A 24,234-nucleotide genomic window follows, 5' to 3' on the forward strand; every position below is an offset into this window, starting at 1 on the left:
ATCCCTATCATATGATGAAATTATACCGATTCTCTAAAAGAAAATCAATGTTTACATCAAAGTCTCACCATTAACTTAAAATCCTTCCGTGAAGGAGGTAGCTGTATCCGCCGCCCCTTCACTTCCGGCTTCGTTCGGTAATTAAGCTTCTCCGCTACGACGTTTGATGATTTCTTCACCGATGCTCTTCGGTACTGGTTCGTAGTGGTCGAAGGTCATTGTGAAGGTACCGCGTCCTTGTGTAGCGGAACGCAATGTTGTTGCGTAACCGAACATTTCAGACAACGGAACAAATCCTTTAACAATGTTCGTGTTTCCACGGACTTCTGTTCCTTCGATACTTCCGCGACGAGCAGAGATGTGGCCCATGATATCTCCGAGGTATTCTTCTGGAATTGTAACCTCTACAGCCATAACCGGCTCCAAGATAACTGGGTTAGCTTTTTTAGCAGCTTCTCTTACAGCAAGAGATGCAGCCACTTTAAATGCTGTCTCACTTGAGTCGACATCATGGTAAGAACCATCGTAAAGTTTCGCTTTAACGTCTACTACTGGGTAGCCGGCCAATACTCCGTTTTCCAACGCAGCTTCAAGACCTGCTGCAACAGCTGGGATGTATTCACGAGGAACAACCCCACCGACGATTGCGTCTTCAAATTCGAATCCGGCACCTTCTTCGTTTGGAGTGAATTCCACCCAAACGTGTCCGTATTGTCCTTTACCACCAGACTGACGAACAAATTTACCTTCAGCCTGAACAGCTTTTGTGAAGGTTTCACGGTAGGATACTTGAGGAGCACCTACGCTCGCTTCCACTTTGAACTCACGTTTCAAACGGTCAACGATGATGTCCAAGTGCAACTCACCCATACCAGCGATGATTGTTTCGCCAGTTTCGTGGTCAGTTTCTGCACGGAAAGTCGGGTCTTCTTCAGAAAGTTTTTGCAAAGCAATACCCATTTTGTCTTGGTCTGCTTTGGATTTTGGCTCAATCGCAACTTGGATAACAGGTTCTGGGAACTCCATGGATTCCAAAATAACTGGGTTATCTGGATCGCTGAGTGTGTCACCTGTACCAGTGTCTTTCAAACCAACTGCAGCAGCGATGTCTCCAGAGAATACTTCAGGAATCTCGCTACGAGAGTTCGCGTGCATCTGCAAGAGACGTCCGACACGTTCACGTTTGCCTTTTGAAGCGTTCAATACGTAAGAACCGGACTGAAGTGTTCCGGAGTATACGCGGAAGAATGTCAAACGACCAACGTAAGGGTCAGTCATAACTTTAAATGCCAATGCAGCAAACGGCTCGCTGTCATCTGCATGGTGCTCGATGATTTCTTCTGGGTTGTCTACGCTGTGTCCTTCGATAGCAGGAACGTCCAACGGAGACGGCAAGTAATCAATAACTGCGTCAAGCAGCAATTGAACACCTTTGTTCTTGAAGGCAGAACCACAGAAGACTGGGAAGAATTCTACGTTTACTGTACCTTTACGGATAGCTGCTTTCAGCTGCTCTACAGTAATTTCTTCTCCTTCTAGGTATTGCATCATCAAGTCTTCGTCGAGCTCAGCCACAGCTTCCACCAAGTTGGTGTGCCACTCTTCAGCTGTCTCTTTGTAATCTTCAGGAATTTCGATTTCTTGGACGTCTGTGCCCAAGTCGTCTCCGTAATGGTAAGCTTTCATGGTAACCAAGTCGATGATTCCGGAGAAGTCATCTTCTGCACCAATCGGCAATTGAACTGGATGAGCGTTTGCTTGTAGACGGTTTTTCAATGTACCGCTGGAGTACAAGAAGTCCGCACCCAATTTGTCCATTTTGTTTACGAATACGATACGTGGAACACCGTAAGTCGTCGCTTGACGCCATACTGTTTCTGTTTGTGGCTCAACCCCTGATTGGGCGTCCAATACAGTTATAGCACCATCCAATACACGCAGGGAACGTTCTACTTCAACTGTGAAGTCTACGTGTCCAGGTGTATCGATGATGTTTATACGGTGGTCGTTCCAAGATGCCGTTGTCGCAGCAGAAGTGATCGTGATTCCACGTTCTTGTTCCTGCTCCATCCAGTCCATTTGAGCGCCACCCTCGTGAGTTTCGCCAATTTTATGGATACGGCCTGTGTAATAAAGGATACGCTCAGTCGTTGTGGTTTTACCAGCATCGATGTGCGCCATGATTCCGATATTACGTGTTCTTTCTAGAGGAAATTCTCTTTTGGCCATCTGGTCTGTTTACCCCTCTCTTTTTCTGTCCATCTCCCAGTCAACAAACGCCTATCCGGCATTTGTTGACTGGGAGATGTATCTTACCAACGGTAGTGTGCGAAGGCACGGTTGGCTTCTGCCATACGGTGTACTTCTTCCCGTTTTCTTACGGCTGCGCCTGTGTTGTTGGCAGCATCCATAATTTCGTTTGCAAGACGTTGTTCCATGGTAGCTTCTCCGCGAAGACGCGCGTAGCTTACCAACCAACGAAGAGCAAGAGCTGTACGACGGTCAGGACGAACTTCAACTGGTACTTGGTAGTTCGAACCACCAACACGGCGGGCTTTTACTTCCAAAACCGGCATGATGTTTTTCATAGCTTGCTCGAAAACTTCCATAGGGTCGTTTCCTGTTTGTTCTTTGACTGTATCTAGTGCAGTGTATAAAATCGTAGCTGCTTTTCCACGTTTACCGTCAACCATGATGCGGTTGATCAAACGAGTGACCAATTTAGAGTTGTAAATTGGATCTGGCAGCACGTCGCGTTTTGCGACAGGACCTTTACGTGGCATCTAAAGTCCCCCTTTCAAATAATGTATTGGATTCTCTTCACTGAGGAAGATGGTTTATTTAGGTTTTTTAGTTCCGTATTTAGAACGACCTTGTTTACGGTCAGTAACTCCAGCAGTATCCAAAGCACCACGAACGATGTGGTAACGAACACCCGGCAAGTCTTTTACACGTCCACCGCGAAGCAAGACAACGCTGTGTTCTTGCAAGTTGTGGCCTTCACCTGGGATGTACGCTGTCACTTCGATCATGTTGGACAAACGAACACGCGCATATTTACGCAAAGCTGAGTTAGGTTTTTTAGGAGTCATTGTACCTACACGAGTACAAACACCGCGTTTTTGCGGAGAGTACACAGTAGTCATTCTGCTGCGTTGAGTGTTGTACATCTTGCTCAAAGCTGGAGACTCAGATTTTCCACTTTTAGTTTTACGAGGTTTACGAACCAATTGGTTAATTGTTGGCATGTGTTGTTTCCTCCTCCCTTGACATTGTTTTTCTAAGTCCACACATCCAGGCGATTCTTATTTGGCAAAAAATTATTTGCCGCTATAAAAGCGACTGAAAGGTAGAGTTTAATGGCCTTTGCGCTACAGTCAGCATGACTGTTAACACAGGAATCTGAACACAAAAGCACCTTTAGCATAATATCATGAACCCCACGTCCTGTCAACAAGGCTTAGTATAAATTATTTCATTTCTTGTTGCAAAAAAAAACGATTACGGATTCACATGTAACGAGCGGCTGCCTCCAAAAATGAAGACCACATGGAGTATAAATCACATAGCAGGTCAATATCAAGTGTTTTTTGAAATCTTTTTTAAATTTAAAGCCCATTTTCTTCTGCAAGTTTCGTGGGATTTTGTCTTTTTTGCGCATCTTAATGAATGAGAATATTTTTTTGAATGGTGGTGTTGTTCATTGGACTGGATTTTGTTTGTTTTGGTTTTCTATTTCGGGAGTTGCCTGGCGTCATTTTTGATTCTTGTCGGCATGCGAGTGCCGCGCGGAGAATCCATCGTCTTCCCGCCTTCCCACTGCGAAGCTTGCGGTCATCGGTTAAACGCAACGGAGCTGTTTCCCATTCTTTCATTCTTGTGGCAAAAAGGCCGCTGCCGGCAATGCGGCATTTCTCTGCCTTCTTTATATTTTGTCCTGGAACTTTCAGGCGGCTTGTCTTTCTGCTTCATAATTGTTTCTTTTGCAACGGACCCCGACACCAGCCTCGCATTGTTTTTGATTTGGGGGTTCGGCATTGTTTTGACGGCGTCAGATGTCACTAGTTTTTTGCTTCCCAACTCCATCATGCGGGGATTTTTCTTGTCGGTGCTGCTGTTTCAGTTTCATTCAAACCGGTCGTTGTTTTTTTCTTCCTTATCAAGCGGAGCCGGCGTCTTTGTTCTCCTTTATATTCTGTACCTCCTGCATCCGGAAGGGCTGGGCGGAGGAGATGTAAAGCTGTGCGGTGTGCTGGGAGTGCTGCTCGGATACCAAGCAACACTGTTCGTGATCTTTCTAGCATCTCTTTCCGGCTTGGCATTCAGTTTGCGGCACCGCCGCACCGCTGCACGCACCACCCCTCTCCCTTTCGGTCCGTTTCTTATCCTGGGAAGTTTTTTGACCGTGGCTCTAGAGTCGGTTCTTTTAAAATAGAAAAACAGCGGAGGCATTTTGCGCCTCCGCTGTTTTTGATTGACTTACTCTTCGTTTCCTTCGAGTTCGTCGCTGATGCTGTAGACATTTTCGCTGACAACGCCAACTTCTTTCGGTTCCATCTTGCGGTATCTGTTCATTCCAGTACCAGCAGGGATAGCTTTTCCGATAATGACGTTTTCTTTCAACCCGATAAGCGGGTCGTTTTTGCCGCGCAATGCTGCATCTGTCAAGACACGAGTCGTTTCTTGGAACGAAGCAGCTGACAAGAAACTTCTTGTTTCAAGAGCAGCTTTTGTGATACCGAGCAAGACTGGACGAGCAGTTGCCGGCAAGCCGCCTTTTTTCAGTACTTCTTCGTTTGTGTCATGGAATTCATGAATGTCAATCAATGCACCTGGCAACACGTTGGTTTCACCTGGGTCCATTACACGAACTTTCCGCATCATTTGGCGGACCATTACTTCGACGTGTTTGTCCCCGATTTCAACCCATTGGCTTCGGTATGCGTATTGCACTTCGCGAAGCAAGTAGTTTTGCAGTTTCAAGACATCGCTGACTTGCAACAAGTGTTTCGGATCCACAGAACCTTCCATTAACGCATCTCCGCGGTAAACGAAGCTTCCTTCTTTCACTTTCAAACGAGCGTTGGCCCCTACTGTGTAAGAACGGGTATCCGTTGCTCCTTTGATGGTGATTTCTTTGGTGCGTTCGGCAGGTTTTTCTTCGATGGACACGACTTCACCGGTAACTTCCGTAATGACGGCTTGTCCTTTTGGATGACGTGCTTCGAAAATCTCTTGAACACGCGGCAAACCTTGAGTGATGTCGTCTCCGGCAACCCCACCTGTGTGGAACGTACGCATGGTCAACTGAGTTCCTGGCTCACCGATGGATTGAGCAGCGATGGTTCCCACCGCTTCCCCAACTTCGACTTCGCGGCCAGTTGCCAAGTTGCGTCCATAACATTTCTTGCAGACACCGTGACGCGTATTGCAGTTGAAGACGGAACGGATAGTTACTTCTTCAATGCCTAAGCTGATGATTTGGCGTGCAAGGTCTTCTGTGATCAATTCGTTTTCTGCAACCAATACTTCGCCGGTTTCCGGATGCACGACTCTCTTACGAGCGTAACGGCCGATGATCCGGTCTTCCAACGGTTCGATTTCTTCGTTGCCTTCACGAATCGCCGTAACGAGCAAACCACGTTTGGTTCCACAGTCTTCTTCACGGATGATGACGTCTTGTGCCACGTCAACCAAACGACGGGTCAAGTACCCGGAGTCGGCTGTCTTCAAGGCTGTATCCGTCATCCCTTTACGGGCACCGTGAGTAGAGATAAACATTTCCAATACCGACAACCCTTCACGGAAGTTGGATGTGATCGGCAATTCCATGATCTGACCGTTCGGAGCAGCCATCAATCCACGCATACCAGCAAGCTGGGTAAAGTTGGAGATGTTACCACGTGCTCCGGAGTCACTCATCATGAAGATGTTGTTTCGGTCGTCCAAGCTGTGCATCAAACGCAATTGGATTTCATCTTTCGCGCCGTTCCAGACGTTGATGACCGCTTCGTAGCGTTCTTCATCGGTAATCAACCCTCTGCGGAACTGTTTGTTGACGCGGTCCACTTGTTTGTGGGCTTTTTCAAGAATCTCTTCTTTATCTTCCAACGCAGAGATATCCGCAATCCCGATGGTGATACCGGATTTAGTGGAGTATCTGTAACCCAAATCTTTCATGCGGTCCAACATTTTGGACGTTTCCGTCACTTTGAATCGTTTGAAGACTTCTGCGATGATGTTCCCCAAGTTTTTCTTCTTGAACGGTTTGACCAACTCCATCTCTTTGATGTGAGCTGGAATGTCTGTGCCGTAAGGGACAAAATATTTATCCGGTGTTTGTTTTTCCAAATTGCTTTGGGTTGGTTCGTTCAAATACGGGAACTCTTTCGGCATGATTTCGTTAAAAATCAATTTTCCGACAGTTGTGATCAAGTATTTGTCCTGCTGCCACTCAGTGAATGGTTTGTCCGGCAAGTCAGCTGCACGGATGGCCACACGAGTGTGCAAATGAACGTTTCCGTTTTGGTAAGCGATCAACGCTTCGTTCACACTGGTGAAGATCGATCCTTCTCCGACTTTTCCTTCTTCTTCCATTGTCAGGTAGTAGTTACCCAAGACCATGTCTTGAGAAGGAGTAACGACTGGTTTCCCGTCTTTCGGGTTCAAGATGTTCTGTGCACCCAGCATCAAGATACGCGCTTCTGCCTGTGCTTCGTCACTCAACGGTACGTGGACAGCCATTTGGTCCCCGTCAAAGTCCGCGTTATACGCTTCACAGACAAGAGGGTGCAAGCGGATGGCTTTTCCTTCAACCAATACCGGTTCAAACGCTTGGATACCCAAACGGTGCAATGTTGGTGCCCGGTTCAAGAGAACTGGGTGTTCTCTGATGACTTCTTCCAACACGCCCCAGATTTCAGATTCTTGACGTTCGATTTGACGTTTGGCGTTTTTGATGTTGGTGGCGATGCCTCGTTCAACCAATTCTTTCATGACGAATGGTTTGAACAATTCGATGGCCATATCTTTTGGAAGACCACATTGGTACATCTTCAAAGATGGTCCAACAACGATTACGGAACGGCCAGAGTAGTCGACACGTTTCCCGAGCAAGTTCTGACGGAAACGTCCTTGTTTCCCTTTCAACATGTGGGAAAGAGACTTCAACGGACGGTTTCCTGGTCCAGTGACCGGACGACCGCGACGGCCGTTGTCGATCAAAGCGTCTACCGCTTCTTGGAGCATCCGTTTTTCGTTTTGTACGATGATGTTCGGCGCGTTCAAGTCCAACAAACGTTTCAATCGGTTGTTACGGTTGATGACGCGACGGTACAAGTCGTTCAAGTCACTTGTCGCGAAACGTCCACCTTCCAATTGGACCATCGGACGCAATTCAGGCGGAATGACCGGAATGACATCCATCACCATCCAAGACGGATCGTTTTGGGATGTATGGAAAGCTTCCATAACGTCCAAACGGCGGATGGCACGGGTACGTTTTTGTCCGGTAGCGGACTGCAAAATTTCACGCAATTCGGCAATCTCTTCATCGACTTTGACATCTTCCAACAAAGCCCGTACAGCTTCCGCTCCGATTTCTGCGCGGAATTCTTTTCCGTATTGGGCGCGTCGTTCACGGTATTCCCGTTCAGTCAGCAATTGTTTTTTCTCAAGAGGAGTGTTTCCTGGTTCGATGACCACGTAGGAAGCGAAGTAAATGATCTCTTCCAACGCCCGCGGGCTCATGTCCAACACAAGACCCATGCGGCTCGGAATTCCTTTGAAGTACCAGATGTGTGTAACCGGCGCTGCCAATTCGATGTGGCCCATGCGCTCTCTGCGTACTTTGGAACGAGTGACTTCTACTCCACAACGGTCACAAACGATGCCTTTGTAGTGGATTCGTTTGTATTTTCCGCACGCACATTCCCAGTCTTTTGTTGGACCGAAAATCCGCTCACAGAACAAACCGTCGCGTTCCGGTTTCAACGTCCGGTAGTTGATCGTTTCCGGCTTTTTGACTTCTCCGTAAGACCAACTACGAATTTTATCAGGAGATGCTAATCCGATTTGGATACTTTCAAATTTATTGACATCTATCAAGGGGCCGACCTCCCTTTGTATTGTTGAGCTGCCCTATTGCTCAAAGCGATACGGCCGAGACAATCCAGGTTGGACTGCCTCGCCGTTCGTTTGTTCGTTCATTGTTTCATTCGTGTTACTCAGTTTCTGCTTCTGCTGTTTCTTTTGCTTCTTGTTCTTGTTTTTGACGTTCGGCTTCTTCTGCCCGTTTCTTGTCTTGCTCTTCCTGCATCTTGCTTAAAGAGTCGACTTGGACAAAATCGTCGTCTTCATTATTGTCTTCCAAATCGATTGGTTCGTTTTCAGCATCCAAGACTTTCAAGTCAAGCCCGAGTGACTGCAACTCTTTCACCAATACGCGGAAGGACTCCGGCACACCCGGTGATGGGATGCGTTCGCCTTTGACGATGGCTTCGTACGTGTTGACACGTCCGACCACGTCGTCTGATTTGTACGTCAAGATTTCTTGGAGAGTATAGGACGCACCGTATGCCTCAAGTGCCCATACCTCCATCTCTCCGAACCGCTGACCACCGAACTGCGCTTTCCCTCCAAGAGGTTGCTGAGTGACCAGAGAGTACGGACCAGTGGAACGTGCGTGCAATTTGTCGTCGACCATGTGCGCCAGTTTCAAGAAGTACATGACTCCTACAGACACACGGTTGTCGAACGCTTCACCTGTACGGCCATCGTACAATACGGTTTTCGCATCGTCGTCCATGCCTGCTTCTTTGATGGTTTCCCAAAGGTCTTCTTCGTTCGCCCCATCAAATACAGGAGTGGCGATGTGGATGCCGAGTTTACGAGCAGCCATACCCATGTGCAACTCCATGACCTGACCGATGTTCATACGGGAAGGAACCCCAAGCGGGTTCAACATGATGTCAACCGGTGTTCCGTCCGGCAAGAACGGCATGTCTTCTTCTGGAAGAATCAAGGAAACAACACCTTTGTTTCCGTGACGACCAGCCATCTTGTCTCCGACTTGGATTTTCCGTTTTTGTGCAATGAACACACGGACAAGCATGTTGACACCAGGTGACAATTCGTCGCCTGCTTCACGGGTAAAGATTTTCACGTCGCTGACGATCCCGCCGCCTCCGTGAGGAACGCGCAAGGATGTGTCGCGGACTTCACGTGCTTTTTCACCAAAGATGGCGTGCAGCAATTTCTCTTCTGCGGACAATTCGGAAACACCTTTTGGAGTGACTTTTCCAACCAAGATATCGCCGTCGCGTACTTCCGCACCGATGCGGATGATGCCGCGCTCGTCCAAATCTTTCAAAGCGTCGTCTCCGACGTTTGGAATTTCACGGGTGATTTCTTCCGGCCCCAATTTTGTATCGCGGGCTTCGGATTCGTATTCTTCAATGTGGATGGACGTGTAGACGTCGTCTTTGACAAGGCGTTCGCTCATGATGACCGCATCCTCAAAGTTGTAACCGTCGAATGTGGTGAAGGCTACAAGCGGGTTGCGTCCCAAAGCCATTTCGCCTTGTTCCATGGAAGGTCCGTCTGCGAGGACATCGCTTGCTTCGACCACGTCGCCTACTTTAACAATCGGGCGTTGGTTGTAAGACGTACCAGCGTTGGAACGTTTGAATTTCGCCATCTGGTATTTGTCCAACGAGCCGTCTTCGCGACGGATACGGACTTGTTTCGCATCAACATACTCAACCGTTCCTGCGTGTTTGGCAATTACCGCAGCCCCTGAGTCGTGCGCGTTTCGGTATTCCATACCTGTTCCGACAAGCGGTGCTTCCGGCTGAAGCAATGGAACCGCCTGACGCTGCATGTTCGCTCCCATCAACGCACGGTTGGAGTCATCGTTTTCCAAGAACGGGATGCTTGCCGTAGCGGCAGAAACAACCTGTTTTGGTGAAACGTCCATGTAGTCGACACGGTCGACAGCGACTTCCAAGTTTTCGTCTTTGAAACGGGCCAATACGGTGTCAGACACGAATGCGCCGTTGTCATCCAATGGGGCGTTCGCCTGAGCCACAACGAACTGATCCTCTTCATCTGCTGTCAGATAGTGGATTTCGTCTGTGACGCGGCCGTTTTCGCGGTCCACTTTCACGTATGGTGTTTCAATGAAGCCGTAGCGGTTGATTTTCGCATAAGAAGACAAACTGTTGATCAATCCGATGTTCGGACCTTCCGGTGTTTCAATCGGACACATACGTCCATAGTGGGAGTAGTGAACGTCTCGGACTTCATATCCGGCACGGTCACGCGTCAACCCACCAGGTCCCAATGCGGATAGACGACGTTTGTGCGTCAACTCACCGAGCGGGTTGGTTTGGTCCATGAACTGGGACAGCTGGGAAGAACCAAAGAATTCTTTGATTGCTGCCACAACTGGGCGAATGTTTACCAATTGCTGTGGAGTGGTTGTGGATGTGTCTTGAATGGACATCCGTTCACGCACTACACGCTCCATACGGGAAAGACCGATACGGTATTGGTTTTGCAACAATTCTCCAACCGAACGGATCCGGCGGTTTCCTAGGTGGTCGATATCGTCTACGTTGCCGATGCCTTCCATCAAGTTCAAGAAGTAACTCGTAGCCGCCAACATGTCAGCCGGACGAATGTACTTCACGTCTTCTGCAATATTGCCGTTGCCGATAACGTGGACAACGCGTTCAGGGTCGTTTGGTGAATAGACTTTGACAATTTGAAGAGTGACCGGTTCAGGAACAACCGCATCTTCAGTCGGGTACAATGTGACACTGTTCAACCCATTGTCCAAGTACGGACCAATTTTATCCATCATGCTGCGGTCCAATTCCGTTCCTTCTTCAGCGATGATTTCGCCGGTTTCCGGGTCAACGAGCGTTTCCGCCAAACGTTGATTGAAGAGGCGGGTTTTCAAATTCAATTTTTTGTTTATTTTGTAACGTCCGACATAAGCCAAGTCGTAACGTTTTGGATCGAAGAAACGTGTCGTCAACAAGCTGCGTGAGCTGTCAGCTGTCTTCGGTTCTCCTGGACGAAGACGCTCATAAATGTCTTTCAACGCTTCTTCCGTACGGGAGTCGTTGGCATTTTTGTGGACGTCTTTTTCAATCGTCAAGCGCAGACTGTCGTTTTCACCGAAAATTTCCAGTATGTCGCTGTCTGTTTCGAATCCTAATGCACGGATCAATACCGTCAACGGAATCTTCCGTGTACGGTCGATACGGACATTGGAGATGCCTTTCGTGTCTGTTTCATATTCCAACCATGCTCCACGGTTTGGAATGACGGTTGCGCCGAAACCTTTTCTGCCGTTCTTTTCAACCTTCGGACTGAAATACACACCAGGTGAACGAACAAGCTGGGAGACGATAACACGCTCCGCACCATTGATGATGAACGTTCCTTGCTCGGTCATCAATGGGAAGTCACCGAAGAACACATCTTGTTCTTTGACTTCTCCAGTTTCTTTATTGATCAAACGCAGCTTCACATACATTGGTGCAGAGTAGTTTGCATCGTGAGCGCGTGCTTCATCGACTGAATACTTAGGTTCCTGCAACTGATAATCGGTGAATTCAAGAGATAAATTCCCCGAAAAATCTTCAATCGGCGAAATATCTCTAAACATCTCGCGCATTCCTTCATCAAGGAACCATTGATATGAGTCCGTTTGGATCTCAATCAAATTAGGGAGTTCCAATACTTCATTGATACGCGAATAACTTCTACGTGTACGGTGCTTGCCGTATTTCACATTGTGGCCTGCCAACCTATTCACCCCTCAATATTTTTCATGCATGAGACCGGCGGATTGTTACAATTACGTTACAAAACATTAAAGTTTCGTTACAAATGAACTTTCCGATGGTTTTTGGCCAAAAAAAAACCAAAAGAATGTGAATTTATCTTGACCAACATCCACTTTTCTTTTGCTTTTCCTTTGAACTCCGCCCGGACAATATTTCGGACACAGTTCCCCTCATACATTAATAGCGTCTATAAAGTTTACAGCATCTATTCTTATTTGTCAACTCGTTCTGGAACTTTTTTAGAAAAAGTTGATTCACTGTCCTTTTATGCTTGTTTCTGACTTTGAAGAATCCAGTACCCTTTTTCCAATGCAATGCGTTCGACATTCCCGAACACTTCTTCCATCTTCTTGCGTGCGCTTGGTGCCCCTTGTTTCTTTTGGATGACGATGGTCAAATACCCATCCGGTTTCAGGTACCGGCTCGCCTCCTCCAGAATTTGATGCACCAATTGTTTCCCTGCACGGATGGGCGGATTGGAAAACACCCCCGCAAACTCGCAGCCTTCGACGGATTCGTAAAGGTTCGATGGATGAATCTTGACATTGGTGATTCCGTTCAATGCCGCATTCCCTGCCGCCAAATCGAGAGCCCGCTGATTGATGTCCACCATCTCCACAGTCCGGTTTTTATCTTTTGCCGCAAGGGCCAACCCGATCGGTCCATATCCGCATCCAACATCCAACAGGTCACCTTCTGGATAATCGCTCAAATCGACGGATTCAATCATTAAACGCGAACCAAAGTCGACGCGTTCTTTTGAAAAGACCCCGCTGTCCGACGTAAACCGAAACGTCTTCTCATCCAACGTGGTTTCCCACGTCACCGGATTGCTTTTCGTTTTCGGATCTTTCGTATAGTAATGTTCAGACATGCTGATGCCCTCTTTCCCTTTAAGATTCTTCTTCCATTATACCATCTTACCGGGGTCTGTGTAGCGGTCAAATTCTTCAGCTGTCAGCAGGCCCGAACGAACAGCTGCTTCTTTTAAGGTGAGTTGTTCTCTATGCGCTTTTTTTGCGATACGGCTGGCGTTGTCGTATCCAATGTGGGGAGACAAGGCCGTCACCAGCATCACAGACTGCTCTACCAAACGGGACATTGCTTCTTCTTCCGCTTCTATTCCCGCCAGACATCTTTTATTGAAGCTGTCCAAACTGTCACTGAGCAATCGGATGCTCTGTAAAAAGGCATGAATGATCACCGGCATGTACACATTCAATTCAAAGTTCCCTTGGGAGGCGGCCACTCCAACGGCAGTGTCGTTTCCCATCACTTGCACACATACCATGCTCAGCGCCTCCGCTTGAGTGGGATTCACTTTGCCCGGCATAATGGAACTGCCGGGTTCATTTATCGGAATGCTGATTTCTCCTAGCCCGCTTCGAGGACCGCTCGCCAGCCAGCGGATATCGTTGGCCATCTTCAATGCGTTTGCCGCCAAAGCTTTCAACGCGCCATGCACGTGGACAAACGCGTCTTTGCTGGATAAGCCATGGAATTTATTCGAACTTTCCTTGAAGTCCAGCTTTGTCCATCCCGCCAATCTGCTGACGGTTTTTTCAGCAAACTCTGCATGGGTGTTCAACCCCGTCCCTACCGCTGTCCCGCCGATCGGCAGTTGCAAAAGGTAGCGCAAAGAATCTTGAATCATCTGTGCGTTTTGGCGCATCATTTCCCGCCATCCGCTGATTTCTTGCCCGAATGTGATTGGTGTGGCATCCTGGAGATGCGTTCGTCCGATTTTGATCGTTGATTCGTGTGCTTCTTCTAATGTTTCCAACGTCTTCTGTACGTCTTCCAAAATCGGCAACAACCGACGCTGGATCAAGAGCGCACCCGAAAGATGCATCGCCGTCGGGAAGGTGTCGTTTGTGCTTTGCCCTTTGTTGACATCGTCATTGGGGTGAATCCAGTCTGCACCCTTTTTGGCGTTGGCGATGTGCGCAATCACTTCATTGAGGTTCATGTTCGTCTGCGTTCCACTGCCTGTCTGCCAAACTGGCAATGGGAATTCGTCCTCCCATTCTCCTTCTATTATCTCATCACACGCTTCACAGATGGCTTTTGCTTTTTGCGCATCCAGTTCCCCCAAGTCCGCATAGGTCGTTGCAGCCGCTTTTTTCACTAACGCATAGGTAGTGATCAACTCTTCGGGCATTTTTTCCGTCCCGATCGGAAAATTATCTTTGCTCCTTTGAGTCTGCGCGCCCCACATCCGGTCCATCGGTACGGCTACTTTTCCGAATGCATCTTCTTCGATTCGTTTCTTCATCCATTACACATCCTTGTGTTCCTCTCTTTTTCACAGCACAAAATCAGGGAATCGTTCTCTCAAATGCCGGATCATTTCTTCTTTGGTGTGTTTTTCCAGCAGCTCATCCACCACTTCTTCCGCCAGCACTTTTCTGTTTCTATTACTGGTGAATCCATTATCCAATAACTTTTTGATGTCTTCCGTCGTGAGGTAAAAGTTCAATTTGATGCTTTCCCATCCGAGCTCATTCAATAAAACGGTGATTCTGTTCGAGAAGGTCAAAATCGCATCGAAGTCCAATTGATTCAACTTATACAGCTCATTGATTGTCAAATAGGAGACCATTTCGTATCCGACGTGCTGGCTTAAGGCTTCCAAGAAAAATTTAACTTTTTCCACAGAAGAATTGGTGATGATGAGGATTTTCGGATTGTTTTTTCTGACCAGCCGGTTCTGCATCAGATAGGTTTCTGCCATCAAGCAGATGACAGAAACTTGGTGTTCCGTCAAACGGAAGTCGTAGCGGTCGGCCAGGAGGTCGGTCCCTTTTTGAATGACACGAAACAGCCCTGGAAATTCTTTCTTTGTATTGTCCAATTTATCGTCGTAAAAAAAGTAGTCCAGTTTGTTTTTTATCTGGCATTTGTACAAATAGGCATACATTTCGTTGAAGAAGTTTTCTAAAGTAAAAATCTGAAAATCCATGTTTTCTTCAATCCACTTGATTAAACAGTGGGTCATCTCTTTTATAGTCTCGTTGGTGGGAAATTCAATCGGTTCTTTGTAGTTTAATGAAGCAATCAAGTAATCTAAGTACTGGCTGTCTTTTTTTACAGGCAGCAGGTTGTAACGAGGCACTTCCGGCATGTCTTTCAAGGCTGTTTTTATCTGATGGCCTTTATTGATGCGCATTATGCTGATGGCATAATGGATATAGAGAAACTTTTTTGATGCATAATCAACCGACGCGGCAGATTGTCTAAAGAATTTCTCCAGCTCCGCCTTCACTTCTTCATGATACTCGGCGAGGTGCTCTTCGAATACTTCGTACAGCAGCTTCTGGACAGGGGTGTTGGCTTTTCGAGGAACGAATGCATCGTGTTCATTCAATTCGATGACTGAAATCAATTTTCTGGCCACATACATCCGTTGGAAACGTTCATTTCCCAACAGTTCGATTCCCCGACGGTGACGGTTGACGATGCGGACGCCTTTGCCTTCCAGCATACTGCCCAGTTCTTTCCGATCATTCTTTTTGGTGGACACACTTAAATTTAATTCCGTATAGACTTGGGTCATGTTGACAATTCCCCGAAAAAACGCATAGCACACGACGAGCATCAACCGTTCGTCTACCGAAGTGGAATAGTCCTCCAGAGTCAAGCGTGCACACAGATTGGAGAAATCGGCGTAAGTCATATGCGTTTTCATCTCATGATTGCTGATGCTGAAGTGCAAAGATTCCGGCAGGTATTCATTCAACGTATAAATGCTGCGTTTCATTGAAGACCTGCTTTTTCCAAACAAGGATTCGCAGGTCTCAAAATCGATCCGTCCCTTGTCCTGCACATAATTGGCTAATCTCAAATCAAATTCTGTCACTACCACTCCACAAGTCTCTCCTTTTTTGACAGCGCTGTCAAACTCCCCTTATTGTATAAGGTAGAGTTTTTCTGTCCGTTTGTCAACGTGTCGTCAGAGGAACCGCCCGACTGGAGGGTCAGCTTATGTGACCATAGTGGCACAGCTCGTATCCGTACCTATCCAAGAGTTCCTTGAATGAGCCGCTTGTCAGTATTTTCACTTCCCGCATCCGCGGCAGATGGAAAGATGATTGGTAGTACACTTCTGTATCAATATATCCCGGATGACAGCTGGCTTCCACTAATCCGTACTGACGGTAGTGTTGGGCATCTTGGATCAGTATGGACATCAGTTGCTCTTCCACCGCTTTGTACGGATGAGTCATGTCTTTCATCGGCGGGTAATTAAATAAGTTCCAAAAATCTTCCGCCGGAAAGTTGGATGGTCGCTCCGCTCGCTTCCGTGCATCTTGATAAGTCCGTACCGGCAAGTGGTACTCTTCGCTCAAGCGCTCCGTGACGGCCAAATGTTCTTTGAGCGCATGCATATAGTGATGGGAGTCGATGTGCGTCAGCCGTACACCCAAGCGAAGCAGCTTTTCGATCTGCGCTTTCCATTCCTCGTAAAGCTGGTCCAAATCCGCTGTGTGCGTGTGATAGTACTTTCTTGATTTGAAGACCCCTTTTTCATCTACCAGCTGGTCGACACGATCGATCACCGGCCTGCCCATCGTAAGCGACAGATGGACGCCGATCCCCAAATCCGGCAGCTCGTCCATCAAACGCAGCGCATGTTTCAACCCGGGCATGTTTGCCATCATCGTTGTAGAGGTTACCGCTCCATTCAGGTGTGACTCCATGATTCCATAATTAATGCCTTTGGAATAACCGAAATCGTCGGCATTGATGATTAGTTTTGTCATTGTCCTTCTCCTCACCGTTTAGCTTCTTGAATGAATACCGAAAAAGCCGCCACACCGGGCGGCTTTTTCTATGTTCACAGTAGTGTTTCGGCCTTTTCAGCCGCTTTTAAAGCCATTTTTTCCGCCAGCTCGGGTGCCAAGCCGATATAGCTTCTAGGATCGATCAGTTCTTTCAACTCTTTGTCCGTAAAGTTTTCTGCAATCAACTCATTCGCTTTCAGGTTTGTATAGAAATCCTCTCCATACGCAGCCGTTTTGATCGCGATATCGTAGACCAAAGAGTGCGCTTGATCTTTTCCTAGCTTTTTCGCCATTTCCATCATCACATATTCACTGTTGTCCAAGCCTTTATTCCGCAACGCATTTTCCAGCATCCGGTCTTTGTGAGGATGCAGCGTACGCGTCAATTCTTCACACCGCAACAGGATTTCCGTCATCAGCTGAAGCGATTCTTCCAACAACCCATCGAACAACATGTACTGACTGCTGTCCCCTTCGTACGGGCGGACGGAAGAATACGAACCGACTCCCGGCAGCGAGTACAGTTTTTGTGAGTTCGCGATGATCCCTTTGGCCAATTTCGGGTTGATTTTGTGCGGCATGGTGCTGCTTCCGACGGTTCCTTCTTTGAAACCTTCCGATACTTCCGCGATTTCTTCCAGACTCGTTTGGTAAACTTCCTCCGCCATCTTGTGGCACACATTGGCAAGCAGCGACAAATTCGTCATGTACTCCAATTTGTGTGTGTTGATATTCCGGGAAGGAACGTCCATCGGGTACATTCCCAGTAATTCGGCCACACGCTCTTGTACTTCAGGACCGACTTCCGGCATCGTGCTGAACGTTCCGACTGCTCCGCCCATCATAATGCGGAAGACACGTTTTTCAGATTCTTTGAGGCGTTCGACACTGTCCAAAAATTCGCTGATCCACGCTGAGACCTTGTAACCATAGGTAATCGGGGTCGCGTGTCGGCCATGCGTTCTTCCAGGCATCACCGTGTGTGCATGTTCTTTTGCCAGTTCAGATAAATTATTCAAAATCTCTCCGCACAGCTTCAAGAATTTTGCATGGATTTGTTTCATGACATACAACTGCCCGCTCTGCTGGACATTCTGTGTCGTGATCCCGTAGTGGACATACTTCCCGCTGTCTTCTGGACAAGCTTTCACCAGCACTTTCAAAAACGGGACGAAACCATGGCCGATCTCCCGGTAAATCCGGTCCATCTCTTCAAAGTCGATGTTTTCCACCTTGGCGGATTCTTCAATTTGCTGCGCCGCTTCTTCAGGGATGAATCCTTGTTCCGCCTGCGCCTTGGCCAGCGCAGCCTCAATTTTCAGCCACGCTTTGTATTTGGTCTTTTCTTCCAGCAGTTCCCGTATGCCTCTGTCATCAATTGTTTTACTTTTTGAGTCATAAAAAGCTCTCATATTCTCTTCCCTTTCTTATACCGTACTTTCCCTGCCAATTCCAACCAAGTAATCATCCACTTCGTTCCGGACGAATTCCACGTGCGGCCCGAACACTACATGAATGTGGTTCTTTTTAGGGAAGAAAATTCCTGAAGCTCCCGATCCTTTCAGTTTCTCTCCATCGACCAGCTTTTGGTCTTTCAAATCAATACGTAAGCGAGAAACACAGTTGTCCACATCCACAATGTTTTCTCTTCCACCTAACGATTCAATCACCAATGCGGCAATTTCCCCATACCGTTTTTCATTCAACAACGTCACGTCACGGTCCACATCTTCACGTCCCGGTGTTTTCGCATCCAGTTTCACAATCAAGAAACGGAAAGCGAAGTAGAAGATGACGAAGTTGGCGATTCCCAGCAAGACCAGGTTGAACCAGTTCGTGTTTTCATAGAGCAACCCGAAGATTCCGAAGTCAAAGATTGTTCCCCGGATGTATCCCATACGGATGTCCAAGAAGCTCATCGGAATGACCGTCAGTCCACACATCACAATATAAATCAGATATAAAACAGGAGAAATGAACATGAACGAGAATTCCATCGGCTCAGTGATATTTCCTAAAAACGCGGTCAATACAACAGTTAAAATGATTCCTTTTGCGATCTGTTTGTTGTCTTTATACGCAGTGTGGTACATCGCCAGCCCAATCGCCGGAATACGGAACAACGTGGTGAGCATCTGCCCCGGCGCCAAGTAAGGACTGATTTGCGGCATGACTCTTCCCCACGCTTCGTGAGTCGGTCCTAGTTCGAACAGCACTTTGTTCATGGCATTGAGGATTCCCACATACGATTCTCCGTCAATCATCCAGACCCCTCCCGCTTCAGTGAAACGAACCACTGAAGACAAGACGTGGTGAAGACCAAACGGAATCAAGGCCCGGTTCAAGAAGTGGTACACTCCTGGACCGAATGTCGGGTTCATCATTATCGGAGAAATTCCGATCAGCATCCGCGTGAAACCTCCCCAAATAAACGGAACCACCAGTCCAATGGGAATGGTGCACAAGAACGACAGAATCAAAACGGATTTTTTCCCGCCGAAAAACGCGAAGGCCAACGGAAGCTGCAGACGATAGAAACGATCTGTCAACTTGGCAGCCAAAAGCCCCGAGATGATCCCTCCCGCCGCATCGACTTTCAGTGTCTGTATCCCCAGCACCATGCCCTGGCCTAATTCTCCCATGATTTCAGAATCGGCTAAGTTCCCGGTGGCATTGAGGTACACGTTCATCGTGATCAGCAAGGTCAGATAACTGACGATGGAGGCAAACACGGCGATTCCTTTTTCGTGTTTGGCCATCCCGTAAGCCACACCCATCGCAAACAAGACAGGGATGTTGCTGAAGATGATGCTTGAGATTTGTTGGGTGCTTCTCAAAATGAGCTGCAGTGTTTCATTTCCTAAAAACGGGAATTGCTCAATCATATATGATTGCGTAAAGGCCCCCATGAGCCCCATCAACATTCCTACCGGTGCCATAATTCCAATAGGCAACAGCAGCGATCGCCCAAATACTTGTATTTGGTCTTTGAATCTTTCCCACATAATGTATTCCCTCCTGTATGTTCTCCTTTTATACGTTCTTCTCCTGGTTGACCGGTTGTTTTACTCCTTGGATATACGTGTCATACAACTTCCAATCTCCATCCACCACAATAAAATCCGCGTCTTTCCCACGCTCGATCGATCCTTTTTGATCGTAGACGCCGATATATTTGGCAGGATTCTCTGAAGCCATTTTGACGATTTCGCCCACAGAAGCATCGATGTTTTTGACCACGTTCTGCACCGAACTGAGGAAGCCCAATTCAATGTCTTTTACGCTGTCGTAGTCAGACTTGTCAAACCGTTCGACCCGCCCATCGTCATGCGTCACTTTTACTTCGTTTTTGCCTTCCGGTTCAAAGGTGGCTTGACGAATATAGTGATAAGTAGCTTCTTCCGCTTGTGCCAAACCGGTGCAGTCGGTGGTCAGAAACACTTTATCTGGACCTTTGATTTTATAAACAATTGCAAATGCCTCCGGTTTGACGGTGAGTCCTGTCTGCTTCCCGAATTCTGCGTACATATCATCAAAATACATCGCCGCCCCGGCCACAGCGAGCCTCCGGTGGTGCATCCCCCGCATGCCGCTGAAAGTGTGGGTGAAGCCTCCCAGTCCATACTTCTTCAGCTGCTGGATGTCTTCGAATTCAGCAGCGCTGTGGCCGACAGACACTTGAATGCCTTTTTGGTGCAGGTAGTGAATCACTTCTCTGGCTCCGGGCAATTCCGGAGCCAGAGTCATCAACTTGACGATGCCCTCCTTCCCTTCTGTCAATAGTGTGTCCACCACTTCTACCGAAGGCGGCAGGCAATATTCTGCTTTTTGCATTCCTTTGTATTCTTCATTAATGAACGGCCCTTCCAAATGAACCCCTATCACTTGAGCTCCTTTTTCAGGCTGCCATTCTTCGATGAACGCGTCGGCTTCCGATACTTGCTTTTTCAACTTTTCTAAACTGTCTGTGCCGGTTGTGGCCAAATAAGACGTGACTCCCATATGGACCAAATCTTCTGACATATTCTCCAGCGACCGTTTGTCTCCTTGATGGATAAACGAACCAGTTGCCCACCCATGGATATGGACATCGATGAACCCCGGTACAATCATCTTATCTGTGTAATCGATGACGTCTTGAGATCCCCTCTCTTCGACTATGCCGGCAATTTTTCCGTCTTCCACCTTCAAATATCCTGTTCTGAAACCTTCCGGAGTATATATTCTTTCTGAATAGAACAGCATCCAAGCATCTCCTTTTATTAAAGCGCTTACTTTTCTTATATACATAGTATTATGTTTTTATAGGGTAGACAAGGACATAATATTAGACTGTTTTAGTTCAAAAAATGCCTTTCATCTTTGTTTATAAAGAAGAAAAACCTCAAACGAAAGTTTTCTTTCGTTCGAGGTTTTTTGGTTGATTGATTAATGTTGTTCGCTCAACCGCCCGGAAATTCTTGGGGCGGCTTGTTTCTTGACTGGTTCTTTCTCTTCCTGCGGTACGGAAGGCTCTTCTTGCGGAAGGATAAAATTCAACAAAATGCCGGCCAGTGCGCTCAATGCTGTTCCAGAGAAAGTGACGAATCCCAAATCCAAGACAGCGCCGCCCAAGCCCAAGACCAGCATGCTGCTGGCAATGATCAAGTTGCGCGCTCGGTTGAAGTCCACCTGTTCTTCAATCAAGACTTTCAATCCGTTACTGGCGATGACGCCGTACAATAGAATGGACATCCCTCCAAGCACTGCGGAAGGAATGGTGGAAATCAAGGCAGTGAATTTCCCGAAGAAGCTGAGAGCGAGGGCGATAAACGCCGCGTTACGGATAACCGATACAGACGCGATACGGGTCATGCCGACGACCCCAGTGTTCTCTCCGTATGTGGTATTGGCAGGACCGCCCAAGAAAGCAGATGCAGCAGATGCAATTCCGTCTCCCAACAAGGTGCGGTGCAGTCCCGGTTCTTTCAAAAATTCCCGATTGACAATTTTTCCTAAAACCGTGTGGTCGCCGATGTGCTCAGAGATGGTGACCAACGCAACAGGAAGAATCGCCAACGTTTCCGGTCCGAAGTACAAGTCATAACTGTTGAATACGCCTGTTTCAAACGGCAGGTAGAATTCCGGTACTTCCAACCAGTTCGCTTCCAAAACCGGTGTGAAATCCACCAATCCCAAGAGAGCCGCCACAACGTAGCCGACTGTCAATCCGACCAAGAACGGGATGATTTTGAAGAAGTCTTTTCCTTTGATGTTGACAAACGCCGTAACCAAGAAAGTCGTCAAGGCAACCAAGATGTTTCTGGTGTCTCCTCCAGAAACGAACCCTGCATTCGTCACCGCTGACCCAGCCAACCCCAATCCAATGACGATGATCATCGGACCGATGACAATCGGCGGAAGCAATTTGTCAATCCACTTGGTTCCGAGCATTTTCACCAAAGCGGCAGCGATGATATAGACGAATCCGACCAACATGACTCCTGTTTGAGCCGCGCTGATGTTTCCGCCCATCTGCTGCATCGCCACAGCCATCGCCGTGATATAAGCAAATGATGAGCCAAGGTATACCGGAACTTTCGCTTTTGTCGCCACTTGATAAATCAGCGTCCCCATTCCGCTTGCAAACAAAGCCACGGACACCGGCATGCCTAAAATTATCGGCACAAGAATGGTCGCTCCAAACATCGCAAAGATGTGCTGAAAACTCAGCAAGAGCCCTCTCCCAACAGACGGTTTGTCTTCTACATCCAAAATCAATGGCTTTTGATTGATTGCCATACCTTATACTCCCTCTCTCAGGGCATAAAAAATGCCCTTTTCGTTTTTTTACGCAAAAGGACCTATAGGTAGGGATCAAATTGTTCGATTCTACCCTTTGCAACCTCACGGGATTGCATTAAAGGACTTTGCTTCGCATATTGTATCAAGATTTGACTGCTTTGACAACAGTTTTCAATAAACGTTCAAAAAGAATCAGCAGACACAGGTCATTTAAGACGAAGCGTTTTGGCTTGCAGCCAGTACACAGTCAATGACGATGATGATACCCAGCGCCAACTCCGCGTGCGCTTCATCCTGGATGTTCAAAACATATGAATCTCCCCACGTGAACCACTCTTTCCGTATATCTGCAATGACTCTTCCGTTTTCCCGGATGGTGTAATTGTGCTCCCATACGTTTCCTTCCACATCCCAATCCGGCCCGTTGATGGCGTACCGAGGACGCAAGAAGGTGAATTCTTTTTTCACCTGCGCCACTTCCATACCGTCTATGTACAAATGATAGGTAGGAAGCCAATTCCATAACTTCTGCTCGATGTACAAAACTTCTTCATCAGCGGCATTCCAGACTCTCAATTTTTTCGCAAAAGAAAACAATTCCCCTTCAACAAAATAGCGGTCATTCCCTCTCGCGTCTTTTACCGTGAACCGGTCCTTCCACGAGAACAATTGCTGTTTGATGTAATACTGCATACGTCTCTCCTCCAAATGGTGTTCACCCTTTTGTACCAGTATACCGGAAATTCCCCCTCATGCGAAAGCCGCTCTCCGAGATAAACCCATACCACAAAAAAAGCCACCCGACTTCCCGTAATGGGAAGCGGATGGCTTCTTCAAGAAGTAGAAATTATTTAACTTCTACAGAACCGCCAGCTTCTTCGATAGCAGCTTTCAATTCTTCAGCTTCTTCTTTAGATACGTTTTCTTTAACGTTTGAAGGAGCTCCGTCAACCAAAGCTTTTGCGTCTTTCAAGCCAAGGCCTGTAGCTTCGCGGACAGCTTTGATAACTTTGATTTTAGCAGAACCAGCGTCGTTCAAGACAACTGTGAATTCTGTTTGTTCTTCTTCAGCAGCGCCGCCTGCAGCACCTGCTGCTGCAACTGGAGCTGCAGCTGTAACGCCAAATTCTTCTTCGATCGCTTTAACCAAGTCATTCAATTCCATGACTGTAGATTCTTTCAAATCAGCGACAATTTTTTCGATGTCTAATGCCATTTTTTGTTTCCTCCATTATATGTTTGTAGTTTTTTATATGGCTTGTTTAACCGACAAGCTGAAACGGTTGTTCATTAAGCAGCTTCGCCGTCTTTTTGATCGGCAACAGCTTTGACTGCCAATGCTGTGTTGCGGACTGGCGCCTGCAATACAGACAATAGCATGGAAAGCAATCCTTCGCGGCTTGGCAATTTCGCAACTGCGTTGATTTCATCAGCGGATGCAACTTTGCCTTCGATCACGCCACCTTTGATTTCCAATGCTTCTGCATCTTTAGCAAAGTCAGCCATGATTTTAGCCGGAGCAACAACGTCTTCGTTACTGAACGCTACAGCTGTAGGTCCTTTGAAGATGTCGTCCATACCTTCCAAACCAGCTGCCACTGCCGCACGTCTCAACATTGTGTTTTTCAACACGCGCATTTCAACGCCAGCATCACGCAACTGTTTACGCAAATCCGTTACTTCGTCCACTGTCAATCCGCGGTAATCCACGACGACAACAGATGCAGCATCTTCGAATTTTTTCGTAAGGTCTTCAACAATTTGTTGTTTCTTTTCGATAACTGATTGACTCATTGATGTTTCACCTC

17 protein-coding genes are annotated in these 24,234 nt (G+C 47.4%); 1 reads left to right on the plus strand and 16 read right to left on the minus strand.

Features of this window, described 5'->3' with window-relative positions; translation table 11 throughout:
- Window positions 1-141: 141 nt before the first annotated feature.
- The 3 genes from fusA to rpsL all read right to left on the minus strand — a co-directional run bounded on the left by fusA (window position 142) and on the right by rpsL (window position 3,248).
- Window positions 142-2,229, minus strand: coding sequence for an elongation factor G (gene fusA, locus G470_RS0101695; protein ID WP_028273321.1), 2,088 nt, complete (start codon window positions 2,227-2,229; stop codon window positions 142-144).
- Window positions 2,230-2,312: 83 nt separating this feature from the next.
- Entirely contained in the window at window positions 2,313-2,783 is a 471-nt protein-coding gene (gene rpsG, locus G470_RS0101700) for a 30S ribosomal protein S7 (RefSeq protein WP_028273322.1), read from the minus strand.
- 54 nt (window positions 2,784-2,837) lie between these two features.
- On the minus strand, window positions 2,838-3,248 hold the full coding sequence (gene rpsL, locus G470_RS0101705) for a 30S ribosomal protein S12 (RefSeq protein WP_028273323.1): 411 nt from the start codon (window positions 3,246-3,248) through the stop codon (window positions 2,838-2,840).
- Window positions 3,249-3,703: 455 nt separating this feature from the next.
- Between rpsL and G470_RS12365 the strand changes: the two genes are divergently transcribed.
- Window positions 3,704-4,435 (plus strand): prepilin peptidase, encoded by a 732-nt coding sequence (locus tag G470_RS12365; protein ID WP_035444859.1) that lies wholly within the window; start codon window positions 3,704-3,706, stop codon window positions 4,433-4,435.
- A 44-nt stretch (window positions 4,436-4,479) separates the two neighbouring features.
- Here the strand turns inward: G470_RS12365 and rpoC are convergent, their stop codons facing one another.
- From rpoC to rplJ, 13 genes are all read right to left on the minus strand, one after another.
- Entirely contained in the window at window positions 4,480-8,106 is a 3,627-nt protein-coding gene (rpoC, locus tag G470_RS0101715; protein WP_028273324.1) for a DNA-directed RNA polymerase subunit beta', read from the minus strand.
- 115 nt (window positions 8,107-8,221) lie between these two features.
- Window positions 8,222-11,818, minus strand: a complete 3,597-nt coding sequence (rpoB, locus tag G470_RS0101720) for a DNA-directed RNA polymerase subunit beta (RefSeq protein ID WP_028273325.1) — start codon at window positions 11,816-11,818, stop codon at window positions 8,222-8,224.
- A 305-nt stretch (window positions 11,819-12,123) separates the two neighbouring features.
- Window positions 12,124-12,732: a class I SAM-dependent methyltransferase gene (locus tag G470_RS14350; protein ID WP_028273326.1), complete on the minus strand. Its 609-nt coding sequence runs from the start codon at window positions 12,730-12,732 to the stop codon at window positions 12,124-12,126.
- Window positions 12,733-12,768: 36 nt separating this feature from the next.
- Window positions 12,769-14,133: a class II fumarate hydratase gene (fumC, locus tag G470_RS0101735; RefSeq protein ID WP_028273327.1), complete on the minus strand. Its 1,365-nt coding sequence runs from the start codon at window positions 14,131-14,133 to the stop codon at window positions 12,769-12,771.
- A 30-nt stretch (window positions 14,134-14,163) separates the two neighbouring features.
- The gene (locus tag G470_RS0101740) at window positions 14,164-15,723 is read right to left on the minus strand and encodes a BglG family transcription antiterminator (RefSeq protein ID WP_028273328.1); all 1,560 of its coding nucleotides are present in this window, start codon (window positions 15,721-15,723) and stop codon (window positions 14,164-14,166) included.
- Window positions 15,724-15,835: 112 nt separating this feature from the next.
- Complete coding sequence (locus G470_RS0101745) at window positions 15,836-16,621, minus strand: carbohydrate deacetylase (RefSeq protein WP_028273329.1); 786 nt, start codon at window positions 16,619-16,621, stop codon at window positions 15,836-15,838.
- A 74-nt stretch (window positions 16,622-16,695) separates the two neighbouring features.
- The gene (locus tag G470_RS0101750; protein WP_028273330.1) at window positions 16,696-18,054 is read right to left on the minus strand and encodes a class-II fumarase/aspartase family protein; all 1,359 of its coding nucleotides are present in this window, start codon (window positions 18,052-18,054) and stop codon (window positions 16,696-16,698) included.
- 15 nt (window positions 18,055-18,069) lie between these two features.
- Window positions 18,070-19,647, minus strand: coding sequence for a PTS transporter subunit EIIC (locus tag G470_RS0101755; RefSeq protein ID WP_028273331.1), 1,578 nt, complete (start codon window positions 19,645-19,647; stop codon window positions 18,070-18,072).
- 28 nt (window positions 19,648-19,675) lie between these two features.
- The gene (nagA, locus tag G470_RS0101760; RefSeq protein ID WP_084172028.1) at window positions 19,676-20,932 is read right to left on the minus strand and encodes an N-acetylglucosamine-6-phosphate deacetylase; all 1,257 of its coding nucleotides are present in this window, start codon (window positions 20,930-20,932) and stop codon (window positions 19,676-19,678) included.
- 138 nt (window positions 20,933-21,070) lie between these two features.
- On the minus strand, window positions 21,071-22,423 hold the full coding sequence (locus tag G470_RS12370) for a uracil-xanthine permease family protein (protein ID WP_051258365.1): 1,353 nt from the start codon (window positions 22,421-22,423) through the stop codon (window positions 21,071-21,073).
- 213 nt (window positions 22,424-22,636) lie between these two features.
- A complete protein-coding gene (locus tag G470_RS0101770; protein WP_035444860.1) occupies window positions 22,637-23,119 on the minus strand; it encodes an LURP-one-related/scramblase family protein in 483 nt (160 codons plus the stop codon).
- A 154-nt stretch (window positions 23,120-23,273) separates the two neighbouring features.
- Window positions 23,274-23,642 carry a 50S ribosomal protein L7/L12 gene (rplL, locus tag G470_RS0101775; RefSeq protein WP_028273334.1) on the minus strand — a complete coding sequence of 123 codons (369 nt, stop codon included), beginning with the start codon at window positions 23,640-23,642 and terminating at the stop codon, window positions 23,274-23,276.
- A 74-nt stretch (window positions 23,643-23,716) separates the two neighbouring features.
- Complete coding sequence (rplJ, locus tag G470_RS0101780) at window positions 23,717-24,220, minus strand: 50S ribosomal protein L10 (protein WP_028273335.1); 504 nt, start codon at window positions 24,218-24,220, stop codon at window positions 23,717-23,719.
- Window positions 24,221-24,234 lie beyond the last annotated feature (14 nt).

The sequence above is a fragment of the Atopococcus tabaci DSM 17538 genome (genome assembly GCF_000429585.1).
Lineage (GTDB): Bacteria > Bacillota > Bacilli > Lactobacillales > Carnobacteriaceae_A > Atopococcus > Atopococcus tabaci.

What these genes read in the sequence shown, in the direction of transcription:
- fusA (WP_028273321.1), bottom strand. Translation starts at nt 2,229, where the DNA reads ATGGCCAAAAGAGAATTTCCTCTAGAAAGAACACGTAATATCGGAATC.
- rpsG (WP_028273322.1), bottom strand. Translation starts at nt 2,783, where the DNA reads ATGCCACGTAAAGGTCCTGTCGCAAAACGCGACGTGCTGCCAGATCCA.
- rpsL (WP_028273323.1), bottom strand. Translation starts at nt 3,248, where the DNA reads ATGCCAACAATTAACCAATTGGTTCGTAAACCTCGTAAAACTAAAAGT.
- G470_RS14350 (WP_028273326.1), bottom strand. Translation starts at nt 12,732, where the DNA reads ATGTCTGAACATTACTATACGAAAGATCCGAAAACGAAAAGCAATCCG.
- fumC (WP_028273327.1), bottom strand. Translation starts at nt 14,133, where the DNA reads ATGAAGAAACGAATCGAAGAAGATGCATTCGGAAAAGTAGCCGTACCG.
- G470_RS0101745 (WP_028273329.1), bottom strand. Translation starts at nt 16,621, where the DNA reads ATGACAAAACTAATCATCAATGCCGACGATTTCGGTTATTCCAAAGGC.
- G470_RS0101750 (WP_028273330.1), bottom strand. Translation starts at nt 18,054, where the DNA reads ATGAGAGCTTTTTATGACTCAAAAAGTAAAACAATTGATGACAGAGGC.
- G470_RS0101755 (WP_028273331.1), bottom strand. Translation starts at nt 19,647, where the DNA reads ATGTGGGAAAGATTCAAAGACCAAATACAAGTATTTGGGCGATCGCTG.
- nagA (WP_084172028.1), bottom strand. Translation starts at nt 20,932, where the DNA reads ATGTATATAAGAAAAGTAAGCGCTTTAATAAAAGGAGATGCTTGGATG.
- G470_RS12370 (WP_051258365.1), bottom strand. Translation starts at nt 22,423, where the DNA reads ATGGCAATCAATCAAAAGCCATTGATTTTGGATGTAGAAGACAAACCG.
- G470_RS0101770 (WP_035444860.1), bottom strand. Translation starts at nt 23,119, where the DNA reads ATGCAGTATTACATCAAACAGCAATTGTTCTCGTGGAAGGACCGGTTC.
- rplL (WP_028273334.1), bottom strand. Translation starts at nt 23,642, where the DNA reads ATGGCATTAGACATCGAAAAAATTGTCGCTGATTTGAAAGAATCTACA.
- rplJ (WP_028273335.1), bottom strand. Translation starts at nt 24,220, where the DNA reads ATGAGTCAATCAGTTATCGAAAAGAAACAACAAATTGTTGAAGACCTT.